The sequence below is a fragment of the Pseudoalteromonas sp. SMS1 genome, from assembly GCF_021530565.1.
Taxonomy (GTDB): Bacteria; Pseudomonadota; Gammaproteobacteria; order Enterobacterales; family Alteromonadaceae; genus Pseudoalteromonas.
Map to the genome: position 1 here is coordinate 82,811 of NZ_JAKGBI010000012.1, position 13,076 is coordinate 95,886.

Below are 13,076 nucleotides of genomic sequence, written 5' to 3' on the forward strand. Positions count from 1 at the left end.
TAAAAAATGACTACTAAGTAAGCTGCTTATTTTTCACCTTTAAGATCAGCATCGTTAGCAACAGACGACGGGCTATGGCCATTAATGCATAGCCATATATCTCATCGGTGTCGTAGAGAAACGTCAGTGAGTGCCAGCCCAATGCATTTCTTAATGCATTTTCAATTAAGGCCAAAACATTCACAACCCCTGCGGCTATAAAAAGCCAATGAAACAAGCCATCAAAGTCTGTGAGTATGATTTTACTAGAGCTTGAGAACAAAAGAGAAATTTGAACTCTAAACATAAACAACAAAACAGCTAGTAAATTTATTAAGATCTGCAACCAAAAAACAATAGTGCCAATAGGTAGCTATTGTCTTGTTGCCCTAAATCTATTACCCCAGTTGCAAATAGACTATATTCAGCCACCGCTATAAAAGCGATCATGAGCGAGATATGGCATATGCTTGGCTCTCTGTTTATTGCACCAAAAACAAATCTTTGGCGCCACGATGCATAACCTAATCAATGTGCCACTCCCCAAATAAGCGCGACGACGATTGTCATTAAAATTAATATCATATTCATTTGTTTTTCGCGTGAGCGATTTGCATGCTCGCCTTCTTCACTGGGTTTGGCAAATAAGTAATTACAGATAAATGCGAACAAAATGAGCAGAGCGACCTGTAGCCAACCAAATGACAGTGTCATGCCAGAAATGACCAAGCTTACCGCCATGCTGATGGCGGCAAAGTACTTGGCTTTTTTGGGCACTATGCGCCGTGTTTGCCAGTTGCTGAGGGTTTTACCAAACTTTGGGTGTGTGAGTAGCCAGTTTTCAAGTTTGTTGGATGATTGAGAAAAGCACCACAGTGCGATAATCAAAAAGACCGTGGTTGGCATCACCGGCAAGATGGCCCCAATGAAGGCCAAACCAAGCGAAAAAAAGCCACCCAGTAGGTAGCTATATTTTACAGCAGTACGCTTTAAATTATGCGGCATGGGGGCTCGGAGCTTGTGTGTAGCTCAGCTCAACCAGCTGATTGGCAAATTTAAAGGCGGCTTGTGCGCCCGCTAACATGGCTTGCTCTTGTTGCTCATTAAGCGGCGCATCTTCAATGCCCTGCATAAACTGACGCCAGTGATAGCCTCTGCCGATATCTGAGCCCGCTAAAAAGCGTGCGCCAAACTCACCATTTAGCCCTAGTTTTTCAGCCTCTTTGGCGAGCACGGCCGCGCCAAGCTTAGAGCCTTCGATAACGTATAACCAGCCTAAACTTTCATATTGAGATGCGGTGATGGTTTCGAGATTTTGAATCGGCTCTGGGTGCGATAGTTCGAGGTCTTGAAAGTCTAAAGTGAGTTGTTGAGTACGATCTCTGGCTGCTAAGTCCGGAATCAGTTCGGCTAACTTTACATCTTGATACAGAGACTCGACATGTTTTATGAGGTGGTAGTGGTAATGCAAAAACTGACCATAGTTTGCTTTACTCTCAAACGGCGATTGCGCCATGATTTTTTTATCAAGTTGATCGTGCACACTGGATGTTGAGGTTCTCAGTTTGCTCATTCTAGGGTAGTTGGCGGCTCTTAAATTACTCATCTGTTTTAAAACTCGTTGGCTTTTATAAATAAGAACGAACGAGTTTTGAAAACCCTCAAAGTATTCTTGAAATAAATCCCCAATAGGGTCAATGACAAGGCATTTATTTCTTAATAAAGAAGGCAATAGGAACCGCCATCGTAATGGGGTTACCCTCTATGCTATCTGGTGGGGGAGGCAATGGTTGAGCACGTTTAACCAAAGCGACCGCTTCTTTATCGAGTGCCGTGATACCGCTGGCCTTGTATAAGCTCACACTGAGCACTTCGCCTTGGCGATTAATACTAAATTTAACCCAAGGGGCGCCTTGTTGTGCCCGTATTTTGGCGCTGCGCGGATAGCGTTTTTTGCGCTCTAAATGAGCCTGAACTCGCCCTTTCCACACCATTTGAGTTTGAATATGGCTGTTACTATGGGCCCCCTTATGCGCTGTTGAGGTATTTTGTGTCGCTTTTTGCGGGGCACTGTCTGGCTGACTTGCCTGGCTGCTTGTTTGACTTTCTGACGGGCGTTTTTTCGTGGTCACTTTGGCCGGATTGACTTCCTCGGGCTGACTTTTAACTTCGGTAGGTTTGGGAGTCTCTTTTTTAGGCTCTTTTGGTTTTGGCTTCTCGCTAGGTTTGGCAACCTTCACTTTGGACTGCGTGTGCTTTATCGGTTTAATCGTCGCTTTAGGCTGTGCCTCTGGGGGTGTTTGTGGCGCAACTTGCTGCGGCTGGGCAGCTGTTGAAGCCTGTTGTTCAGGACCGACAGGTTGCTTGCTTGGTTCATATTTTGAGGCGGCAACAATACTGACTTCAAATGCGTTAGGGCTGGAGGCTGGTGGTGGCGTCAGAGATTGCGGTGCTTGCCACATCAGCACCGCTGCAATTGCGATATGCAGCGCGAATGCGGCGAGGAGCGCAAGCACCCATTTTCTACGAGCGTGCTTGCGTGTGGTGTGGTTTGGACCTGCGAGAAGGCTCATTGGGCGGTGTCTACCTGCTCAGTGCCGACGAGGGCTACTTTGTTATATCCTGCGGTTGCCAACTGATTCATCAGTTCGATAAAGTCGCCATAAGGTACTGCTTTGTCGGCGCGGATCATGATGGTTTTGTTTTTTTCAATCCCTTGGTTTTGCAAGGTATTTATCAGCTGTGATTGAGCCAGCTTGATATCATCCCCCAGTGTTAAAGAGAGATCTTTTTGCAAAGTGAGGTATATTGGTTTGTCTTCTTGCGGTTTTGCCTCCTCAGCAATCGCGGGCAGATTGACAGGCACATTGACCGTTGCAAGCGGTGCGGCAACCATAAAAATAATCAGCAATACCAGCATGACATCGATAAAGGGGGTGACATTGATTTCATGTTGTTCACTGGGCACCGATGGATTTTGATTTGTGCTTGAAAAGGCCATTAGCTTGCTGCCTTCATCTTAGTTTGGCCTTTGCAGGTGTCTGGCGTCAGTTGGCTAGAGAGCGCTTTAGCATGGGGGTGATCGCGGTCCAAATCACGGCTAATAAGCACCATAAGCGCAGTCACAATATCGGCGGTTTGAGCTGTGTAGCTGGCAATCGAGCGTGAAAAGTGGTTGTAGATCACCACCGCTGGAATAGCCGCAACTAACCCTATGGCAGTGGCGAGTAGTGCTTCGGCAATACCCGGCGCAACAACCGCCAAGTTGGTTGTTTGCGTTTTGGCGATGCCAATAAAGCTATTCATGATCCCCCACACGGTGCCGAATAGGCCGACAAAGGGGGCGACCGAACCAATGGTTGCGAGTACACCAGTGCCTTGGTTCATATTTGCACTTAGGGCGGCTTGAACACGCTCTAATCGAGCAATAATACGTTCCTTGAGGCCTTCATCTGAAACTGCACCGGCAGCTGAAAGTTCTAGCTCGTGTTTGGTCGCGTGTACTAACAGCATGACCTCGTGTTCCGTGCTTGCGGTGGCCTGATCGGCATCACTAAAGCTTTGGCTATTTACAAGGTGAGTAAGCAGTTGATGGGCGCTATTTTTGGCCTTGGTAATTTGAATGGTTTTGTATAGCCAAATCCCCCATGTGGCAACGGATGCCAACAACAACCCTATCATTACGCTTTTAACAATAATATCCGCAGCTAGATACATCCCCCAAGGAGACAGATCATGGCCAGAAAAAGCGCTTTCTGTCTCGCCTGCAAGTGCTGGAGTCGCTGCGAGTAAACTCACTAGTAAAAACCACAGAGAGGGACGAAGAGGCATGGGTAACTCCTAAAGAAAGGTGGTATTGATTTTTTATTATATAAAATCAATGTTTTAAATTTTTGTGCTGGTTTTACTGATGCTCGACAGTAGATAATTTTACAGCTTCTACCTTTATAGACGGGTGAGATCCGTAAACCCGTAAAAGAAAATGAAAATATTTTTAAAAGAATAAATTATTAGAATTTACGCTTTAAATGAGATTGAATATCATTTACACTTTTGCGATTTCCAGCATACAGTACGGGTAGAACACTTTTGTCTAGTAACACCTCAAACAGTTTAAATAGCTTATACCAAGCGCACTACGAGTGGTTGGTAAAGTGGATCGCGCGCCGTACTCAAAACTGGGGAGACGCACAAGATTTAGCGCAAGACACCTTCGTCAAACTATTAGGTCGACCTGATAAGACCGAAGGGATTAAAAGTACCAAAGCATGGCTTGCCAAAATTGCTGACAACCTCGTTATTGATCAAGCGCGTCGTCAAATTTTAGAAAGAAACTATTTAGCCATGTTGGCGAACATGCCAGAAGCGATGGCCCCGTCAGCTGAACAAAAGTGGGAAACACTGGAACTGCTGGATCAGATCGATAAACTATTAAATGGGCTAAAACCAAAAGAAAAGCTCGCCTTTTTAATGGTGCGCTTAGAAGGCTTAGCATACAAAGAAGTGGCGAAGCAGCTCGGTGTCAGTTTGTCTTCTACCGAAAAGTATGTCGCCAAGGCGATGATGACTTGTTACATGAATACCTATGGTTTGGATGAGTAAGCGCGATGAATTCAAGTCAACGTTCCTCCGTCGCGATACCCGAAGAGGTGGTCCGCCAAGCAATTGCGTGGCGTATTAAGCTGGAATCTGGCGGCCAAGATGGCGCAACTTTACAAGCTTGCGAGCGCTGGCGTTTGGCTCAACCAGAGCATGAACTGGCTTGGCAAAGGCTCTGTAATTTAGACTCGACGTTTAACAAGGTTGCCCAAGCCGCCCCAACACTTGCCAAACAAACCATCATGGAAACCGACTCTGAGTTAGAGAGTCTGTCTCGCCGACACGCTTTAAAAAATATGGGTGGATCCCTGTGTGGCATATTGGCTGTAAGCTGGATATCGTACGAGCAAGGTTGGCTCGATCCTATCTATGCCGATCATGTTACGGATGGCCGTAAAGCGTTGGTCAAGCTTGCTGATAGCAGTCAGCTGTGGCTCAATCAGCGCTCTAGTGTGCAAGTTGAATTTACCGATACCAAGCGTGCAATCAAGGCTGCGAGGGGCGAAATACATCTGACGGCGGCGTCCGACCACCGGCCTTTTGAAGTGACCGTGAGCCAAGGTGTACTCAAAACCCAGCAAGCGACGTTCAATCTCAGAGAAGAAGATGATTACTCACTGTTGCAAGTGGATGACGGTGAAGTATGGATGCATGCTAATAGCGGCTATTCACGTCAGATCAATGCTGGTGAGGTGGTAAAGCTTGCTGATTTGGCAGCAAACAGCATGAATGCTGAGCGGTTTGATTACAGTGCTTGGGTCGATGGCGTGTTGTCAGTCAGAGATATTCCACTTAAAACCTTGTTATTAGAGTTGTCTCGTTACCGAACGGGACTGCTTCGCAGCGACCCCACGCTTGAAAATCATGTGATCTCCGGTGTATTTCAACTCAATGACCACGACCTTATTTTAAAAACACTCGCACGTACCGTGGACGCTGAACTTCAATATCGCACGCGTTTTTGGGTACAACTTAAAGCAAAATCAATCGCTTAATTCCAAATTTCCGGTATTTCTAAACCCTCAAAATACTTAAATGATAATAAATTTCATTTTTCTTTACGGGTTTTGAGGGTTGGTTCGGCTTTATAAGTGAGAAACAAAAAACTGGAACCAAAACGCAATGCATAATCGCACTAATTTACCTTTTGTCCCAACTGTATTAGCGGTGGCTTTAAATTGTATTTGTTTACCTGCCTACGCCAGCGATGCTGTGATGGCACCAAACGCAATCGAGTTTCAGCTGCCAGCGGGTAAGTTAGGCGATGTGCTCAATATGTACTCTCGTCAGGCGCGTGTGACGCTATCTTTTGAAGAGCACCTTGTAGAAGGGGTGACGGTACCAGCGATATCAGGCGTATTTGATAGCCAAACAATGTTGCTGACGTTATTGAGCAACACCAATTTACAGGCGATCCCTGTGGGGGCAGGCGCGTGGATCATTCAAGCCAGTTCCAGTAAAGATGTGATGACACTCGACACCATTCAGGTGCAAACACACAGCGACAGTGCGAAAGCCAAAACCTATCAAAGTTCATCGTCAGTGAATGTGGTAACGCGCGAAAATATTGAGCGATTTAGAGGCACCAGTATCGGTGATATCTTTCAGGGTGTGGCAGGTGTACTAGTGAGTGAAAATCGAAACTCCGGCGGTCTGGACATCAATATTCGCGGTATGCAGGGACAGGGGCGAGTGCCTGTTGTGGTTGATGGCAGCCGGCAGGAGACCACGGTTTATCGTGGTTACGCTGGCGTGTCTAGTCGTAGCTATATTGACCCAGATCTGATTGGTTCTATGCAAATTAATAAAGGGCCAACCATGTCGGCAGCGGGCACCGGCGCAACAGGCGGTCTAGTGACGGTTAAAACGCTGCGTGCGGATGACATTGTCAAAGAGGGTGAGCTCAGTGGTTTTAGAGCGCGTGTAAGTGGCATTGGCAATAGCAGTGTACAGCCACAGCCGGGCACTTATGCTGGCTACTACTTACCCCATAAGGTATATATTACAGACTGCCGATTTGAGAACAGTGTTAACTGTCCAGAAAACCGCAAATTGCCAGAGCGCTTTGCGCCTGTTGAAGGCATGGATAGGCCTGGTCTATTTGACTTTTCGAGCTATGCGGGCAGCTTTGCTGGGGCACAGCGTTTTGATTGGGGCGATCTGGTGATTGCCTATGCGAAGCGTAAACAAGGCAACTATTATGCGGGCACAAATGGCCCAGCGCCGACGCTGACTTATAGCGAACCTAAACAGGCGGCTTGGTATAAGGAGACGACGGTCGAAAGAGATGGGGTGTCGCGATTTCGCGCAGGAGAGCGCATTCCCAATACCAATTTTGAGAGCACGTCATGGCTGGTGAGTTCAACCGTATTGATGCCTGCAGATCAGAGTTTAGAGTTGAGCTATATTCGCTACAACAGTGAGTATGGTGAGATGATGCCATCGCAAGTGAAATCGTTTGGCCAATCGAGGCAGTGGCTAAACAGTGAGGTGCTTAACCAAACCTTTACCTTGGCTTATGGGTGGCAGCCTGTAGATCTCGACAATATAGATTTGGCAGCCAATCTGTGGCATACCAACTCTGTGACAGATCTAAATACCCCGGGCGTTGGATCAGTTGACCTTGAAAGCAACACGGCGAGAACCGATGATTATCAGCGTTTAGGCGCAGATGTCTCTAACACTATGCTGTTCTATCCAATGGGTGAATTAAAATGGCAATACGGTATTGCTGCCCAGTGGGAAGAGGTGGACACCAATACGCCGGCTTCAGAGGGATTTTACGCAGGTTCAAGAAGCGGTAATAAAGATGAGTATAGCGCGTTTTCCAACCTGACTTGGCGGCCATGGCAAGATTGGATCTTTGAAGCGGGACTGCGTTACGTCCGTTTTTCATCAAAAGACAACAACCCCCTACCACTGGCAAAAGGCAATGCAGCATGCATTTCGGATGGGGCTGACGGCTGCTTACCAGTTTACTACCGTAATAAGGACTCCGGTGGTGCGCCAATGGTGTCTGCGACCTGGGCCTTTGCCAAAAACACTCAAGTCTATTTGCGTTATGCCGAGGCGCTCAGAATGCCCAGCTTGTTTGAAAATACCTCTGGGTTTTCTGTCAGCCCTGCGCTCGATATTCCGCTTAAGGCTGAGCGCGCTTTAAATAGAGAAATCGGGATTAATTACTTTAATGAAAACACGTTCGATGCGGGTCATGTTTTTGGTGCAAAGTTGGCGCTATTTAGCAACCATGTAGATGATTACTTAACGCGAACACAGCGTAATGCCTTCGAAGAAAAACGCAGTGCGTTAGATGAATTTCGCCTGAGAAATATTGATAGCGTTGATTTAAATGGCGTGGAAATCAATCTGAGCTATGACGCAACTGATTGGATATTTGAATTCAGTGGTACCCATTACGGTAAAATAGAGGTATGTAACAAGGGAAGCTTTGTACGATACCACTGTACCGACTGGGGTATACCAAACAGCTACTTCAACAATATGGTGCCCCCTAAGTGGCACGCGAGTGCGCACGTTGGCTACAAATTGCTTGAGCAAAAACTTGAACTTGGCCTGCGCGGTACGTTAATGGGTAAACGAAATCCGATTCCAAAGTACAACGATGATTTTGGTTTTCTGGAGCCCGTGGAATGGCACAGTTACCGCGTCATTGACTTTTACACTCGATACAAATTTAACGACATGATGTCTGTGGACCTCACCTTAGACAATATCACCGATCGTTACTATTTAGATGCCCTGAGTTTAGGTTTAGTGCCTGCTCCTGGCAGAACCGCAAAACTCAGCTTAACGCTCGCGTTTTAGACCAATCCAACTCTGAACAACGGAGAATCGCATGAATCGTGCTCTCAGTATTTTGGCTGCATTAGGGGTGTCAGTCACACTCACTGCCTGTGGTGGCAGTTCTGATAACAATACTACAACCCCAACGACTACGCCTACAGCACCAACGACGCCATCAACAGGCACAGGCACTACGACCGAAAAGCCAGTGGCAGCAATTAATGTTACATCGAGCGAAGGCAATTCATTCTCTGTTGAGCAAGGGGATGTCACCGTCACACTCAGTGGCGCAGAAAGTAAAGGCAGTGCAGACAGTACATTAACGTACGACTGGGAAATCACAACTTTACCGCCGTTTAGCAAAGCGGTGCTAACTAGCGAGAGTGATGTAGATACACACTTTACGGCGGATCTACCCGGTGACTATGTGGTTCGCCTGATAGTTAAAGACGGTGAAAAAGAGAGTGAAGCGTCAACTGTTCAGTTTACTGCAACAAATACAAAGCCCGTTGCGGTGACAAAAACCAGCTATGAAGAGCCTCTTGGTACCACTACAGTCGATTTAGATGCCAGCAACAGTATCTTGCCGACCGGTGCTGAAGGCGCATTAACCTACAGCTGGATCTTAGTAGAAAAGCCACAAGACAGTGCTGCAAAGCTGAATGATAGCGATCAAGCACACGCTAAGCTGGACGTTGATGTCGTTGGTGAATACAAGATGCAGCTGGTCGTAAGCTTTGGAGATAATCGTGCTGAGCCAGTGGATGTGGTGGTAAAAATATATACTGCCAATGTTGCCCCTGTGGCCAAAGTGGAAGACTTAACCATCACACTAGGTCAACAAGCTGTGTTAGATGCTGGCGAAAGCTTCGACGCTGAAGGTGAAGCATTGCAATACCGCTGGCAGTGGGCGTACAGCCCGGTTGAACCTGATAATGTGCCATTGCCTGCGCTAGAAGGTGACAAAACCAGTACATTAAAATTCACGCCAGTGGCAGCGGGCGAATATGCCTTGACTATGTTTGTGTTTGATGGCGACAAAAAGAGCGATATAGCCGACGTTAAAGTAACCGTTGAAAAAGATCCTGACACCACTACCAATGCTGCACCAATCGGTATGCTGCAGGCGACGGGTTACTACCCGTCATACAGTATTGGTGAGCAAGAAGTGGGTTTAAGGGCTGAGTTCAACTTTATTGGTTATGATCCAGAAGCCGATGACATTTCTATCGTTGATGCCGAGCTTATTCAAAAACCTGAAGGCAGCACGGTTGAATTGGTGGATATTGGATCATGGAAACCGCTTGGCAAAAAGATCCAAAAGTTGGATGTAGAAGGGACCTATGTTGTCCGTATGACGGTGACTGATGGTGTCAATCAAATTACCAAAGAAGCGTCAATGGAAGCTAAAATTGGTAACGTAAATGGTCAGCCTTCAACCCGTGGGGTCGATGCCCAATCGAAATCGGTGATTGTCGGTAACGACCTAGTTTTTGATGCGTCGAGTAAAGATCCAAACAATGACCCAATGACATTCCATTGGGAGTTAGTAGATAAGCCGGACGGCAGCAATGCGATAATTGAAGCTGTGATTGAGCCAGAAAGCCAAGAGTACCGCCGTGCTAAAGTAAAAACAGATGTGCCGGGTTCTTACACCGCGCGTTTGATTGTTGAAGATGACCGTGGCTTGATGGCGAAGTCATATTCACAAGACACTGGGTTTGCGAAAGTGGCGAATACCGTACCTGAGATCCGCTCCGTGGTTTGGGCAAGGAGTTGGGGCAGATTGAGCCAAGGCGAAAACTATTATCAAATCTTGCCATGTATGTCGTTGCTACATCGCCCAGTGATTGTGGATGCTGATGGCGACGAAGTACATTGGCACCAAGAGCTAGTGAGCACACCGGCAAGCGGTGGTACGTTTACCAGCTACCCAGACAAAGCGGATTGCCCAGATAGCCGAGGCCAAGTATTTAGCAAGCCGGGCACTTACGTATTCCGTTACTACGCGACTGACTTAATCAATGACGCCGAGAACTACGACTTTGTGGTTAATGTCGACTCTATGGAAGATGCCAAAGGGGTGAGATTGCGTAGCCTAAACGCAGATGGTGAGAGCCTATGGCACCCATTACCGTACGAGAACAAACCGCCTTTCGCCAGCGACTTTTACTCTAGCTCTAAACCGTATTTAGAAGAAGGCGCTACACAGTGGTCCATGACAGCAGTAGACGGTGATTACACCATCGAGAATGTCAAAGTAAGCCACATTAATGGTGGGTTAGACGATTTAACACCGCGCTTTGAAGGGTTGAGTGAAGGCTTAGTGATTGCCAAAGGGGATGCATTAAACTTCCAGACCATCTACCCGAAAGTACCGTGTATCCGTACGGATGACAAAGCGGAAGGTTTCCATTTCTCGTTTAACATTAAAGAGATCCCAGAAGTGACCTTCGTACTAGAAAACTGGCGTGCTGCGAATGATGGCATTCTGAGTGAATGGCGTGAATGTGAGGCAGGCGAGCTAAAATAAGTTCAACGCCTGACAATTAAAAATTTGTATTTGCAAAGCCCTACAAGCTCTTTAGCTTGCAGGGCTTTTTTAATGTTTTGCGGTACTGCTGTCACTTAATACCGCTTGTATAGCCGCTAGCATAGGTTGTGCTATTTGCTCGCTATAACCTGCTTGTGCATAGGTGATTTTGCCTTGTTTATCGATCACCATGGTATAGGGGAGGCCGGGCTTGTTGAGTGTGTTGTATAAGGCATGTTTTTTATCAAACACAAACTCCAGTTGCAGGCCTTTATTCTCAAATTGTTTCACAAGTTTTTTGTATGTGCGTCTTGTTTGTCTGAGCGTGCCCTCTTCTCGGGTATTAACGACGATAATACGCATCTTATCTGTGCCCAGCTTACGTTGCAGTCCCTCTAGTAACGGCAATATTTTTTTGCAATACGGGCACCAAGAAGCTCAAAAAGTAACGACCGTTGGGGTATCAAGGCTACGAACAACCGGCGTCCCTTGTTTGTTTAGGCCAATGATTTGTTCGCTGCCAAAGTGTGTTATTGCGGCTTGTGTGGAGGCTGTGAAGCACAGTGCCCACAGTAGTAAAAGGAATTTATTTAACATGTACTTTTATCCTGTTTATGCGCCATGACAAAGAAAGCTGCGCCCTATTAATGAATAAACGTAGTTTATTTGAAGAGATAACAGCCGTGACAGCTTCTAGCTCTGAAAGTTAAGCGCGTGCGCTTAAATTAAGTTGTCTATACAAGAGTGCTGAAGGGGGGTTTTGACCTTCAGCCATGGAGGTTGCTCGTCATTTTTGAACTTTGTATCCCCCCTAATCCTTAAACATATCACGCTAATTTTAATACTTTGCGATCAAAACCACGCTCAGCGCTAAGCATTTTGTGCACAACCGTGTATATCCTTATTGGGAACTAAAAAGTAAACAACATGTAAAGGAAACAAAATGAAATCGATTTATCTAAGCGCCATCTCTTTGGTTGTTGGGTTAGGGTGTAGTCAGGTATACGCGCTAAGTTGTGATGGCGTAAATGTCTACCCAAATTGGCCGCAACTGGATTGGCAGGGTAAACCAAGTCATGCCAATACGGGTGACAAAATGCAGCATGATAATAAGCTTTATCAGGCGAATTGGTGGACCAAATCTGAGCCCGGCAGCAATGCATCATGGCAATACCTAGGGCGGTGCAGTGATGGCACGCAAGTATCCCCGATTGAAAAGTATGGCCGTTTAAAGGTGTGCGGTACAGGGCTGTGTAGTGAACACAACGCGCGCATTCAGCTGCGAGGCATGAGCAGCCATGGATTGCAGTGGTATGGGCTTGGTAAGTGTATGACGGATGTGAGCTTAGATGTTTTAGCATATGATTGGCAGGCCGATATTGTGCGTTTGAGTTTGTATGTACAAGAAGGCGGCTATGAAAATGATCCTGTAGGGTTCACTGCGCAAATGAATACCCTCATTGAAAAAGCTAGCCAGCGAGGAATGTATGTCTTGGTGGATTGGCATCAACTGAACCCAGGCGATCCAAATTTTAATTTGGAGTTAGCCAAACAGTTTTTCACTGACATTGTCGCCAGTAATAAACATCGCACAAACGTCATTTATGATATTGCCAACGAGCCAAACAATGTTGAGTGGCCACAGATCCGCCACTATGCAGAGCAAGTCATTCCGGTCATCAGAAACATCCAGCCCGATGCCTTGATTTTACTGGGCACACACGGCTGGTCTACGTTTGGTGCGTCTTCAGGGGGCAGTGTGCAAGATGTGCTCAACGATCCGGTGAGATTCGACAACATTATGTATACCTTTCATTTTTATGCGGCCTCACATACCGCATACTACCGCACGGTGCTAGACGAAGCATCAGACGTCTTGCCCGTGTTTGTAAGTGAGTGGGGTACGCAAAACTATGATGGTGATGGCCCCAATGATTTTGTGAGTGCGCAGCAATACATTGATCTAATGGCACGAAAGAAAATCAGTTGGACAAACTGGAATTACTCGGACGATTTTCGCAGTGGTGCCGTATTCAAGCGGGGTGCCTGTTCAAGTCAAAACTTTGCTGATAGTCAGCTTAAAGAGGCGGGGGCGTGGGTAAAAGCACGGATCGGTGAAGGTAGATAAATAAAGTCATTAAATTTGGGCATATTTGCAATA

12 protein-coding genes and 1 pseudogene are annotated in these 13,076 nt (G+C 46.6%); 5 read left to right on the plus strand and 8 right to left on the minus strand.

The window, feature by feature from the left end; translation table 11 throughout:
- Window positions 1-13: 13 nt before the first annotated feature.
- The 6 genes from L1286_RS13525 to exbB form a co-directional block, all read right to left on the minus strand.
- The gene (locus L1286_RS13525) at window positions 14-286 is read right to left on the minus strand and encodes a hypothetical protein (protein WP_235407582.1); all 273 of its coding nucleotides are present in this window, start codon (window positions 284-286) and stop codon (window positions 14-16) included.
- A gap of 221 nt (window positions 287-507) precedes the next feature.
- Window positions 508-984, minus strand: coding sequence for a YbaN family protein (locus tag L1286_RS13530; RefSeq protein ID WP_235407583.1), 477 nt, complete (start codon window positions 982-984; stop codon window positions 508-510).
- Window positions 974-1,585 (minus strand): biliverdin-producing heme oxygenase, encoded by a 612-nt coding sequence (locus tag L1286_RS13535; protein ID WP_235407584.1) that lies wholly within the window; start codon window positions 1,583-1,585, stop codon window positions 974-976. The genes L1286_RS13530 and L1286_RS13535 overlap by 11 nt, the downstream gene beginning before the upstream one ends.
- 103 nt (window positions 1,586-1,688) lie before the next feature.
- Entirely contained in the window at window positions 1,689-2,552 is an 864-nt protein-coding gene (locus tag L1286_RS13540; protein ID WP_235407585.1) for an energy transducer TonB, read from the minus strand.
- The gene (gene exbD, locus L1286_RS13545; RefSeq protein WP_235407586.1) at window positions 2,549-2,980 is read right to left on the minus strand and encodes a TonB system transport protein ExbD; all 432 of its coding nucleotides are present in this window, start codon (window positions 2,978-2,980) and stop codon (window positions 2,549-2,551) included. Before exbD ends, L1286_RS13540 begins: the two co-directional genes overlap by 4 nt.
- Window positions 2,980-3,810, minus strand: coding sequence for a tonB-system energizer ExbB (exbB, locus tag L1286_RS13550; protein ID WP_235407587.1), 831 nt, complete (start codon window positions 3,808-3,810; stop codon window positions 2,980-2,982). The genes exbD and exbB overlap by 1 nt, the downstream gene beginning before the upstream one ends.
- Window positions 3,811-4,068: 258 nt before the next feature.
- On the opposite strand from exbB, the gene L1286_RS13555 reads away from it, so the two are divergent.
- The 4 genes from L1286_RS13555 to L1286_RS13570 all read left to right on the plus strand — a co-directional run bounded on the left by L1286_RS13555 (window position 4,069) and on the right by L1286_RS13570 (window position 10,915).
- Window positions 4,069-4,581: a sigma-70 family RNA polymerase sigma factor gene (locus tag L1286_RS13555; RefSeq protein WP_235407588.1), complete on the plus strand. Its 513-nt coding sequence runs from the start codon at window positions 4,069-4,071 to the stop codon at window positions 4,579-4,581.
- A gap of 5 nt (window positions 4,582-4,586) precedes the next feature.
- Window positions 4,587-5,573: a FecR domain-containing protein gene (locus tag L1286_RS13560; protein WP_235407589.1), complete on the plus strand. Its 987-nt coding sequence runs from the start codon at window positions 4,587-4,589 to the stop codon at window positions 5,571-5,573.
- Between the two features lie 127 nt (window positions 5,574-5,700).
- Entirely contained in the window at window positions 5,701-8,403 is a 2,703-nt protein-coding gene (locus L1286_RS13565) for a TonB-dependent receptor domain-containing protein (protein ID WP_235407590.1), read from the plus strand.
- 31 nt (window positions 8,404-8,434) lie between these two features.
- Complete coding sequence (locus L1286_RS13570; RefSeq protein WP_235407591.1) at window positions 8,435-10,915, plus strand: PKD domain-containing protein; 2,481 nt, start codon at window positions 8,435-8,437, stop codon at window positions 10,913-10,915.
- Between the two features lie 69 nt (window positions 10,916-10,984).
- On the opposite strand, the pseudogene L1286_RS13575 reads toward L1286_RS13570, so the two are convergent.
- A pseudogene (locus tag L1286_RS13575) lies at window positions 10,985-11,341 on the minus strand (TlpA disulfide reductase family protein); the annotation flags it as partial.
- A gap of 12 nt (window positions 11,342-11,353) precedes the next feature.
- Window positions 11,354-11,512: a hypothetical protein gene (locus tag L1286_RS13580; protein WP_235407593.1), complete on the minus strand. Its 159-nt coding sequence runs from the start codon at window positions 11,510-11,512 to the stop codon at window positions 11,354-11,356.
- Between the two features lie 346 nt (window positions 11,513-11,858).
- On the opposite strand from L1286_RS13580, the gene L1286_RS13585 reads away from it, so the two are divergent.
- Window positions 11,859-13,043, plus strand: coding sequence for a cellulase family glycosylhydrolase (locus L1286_RS13585; protein ID WP_235407594.1), 1,185 nt, complete (start codon window positions 11,859-11,861; stop codon window positions 13,041-13,043).
- The last annotated feature ends 33 nt before the right edge of the window (window positions 13,044-13,076 follow it).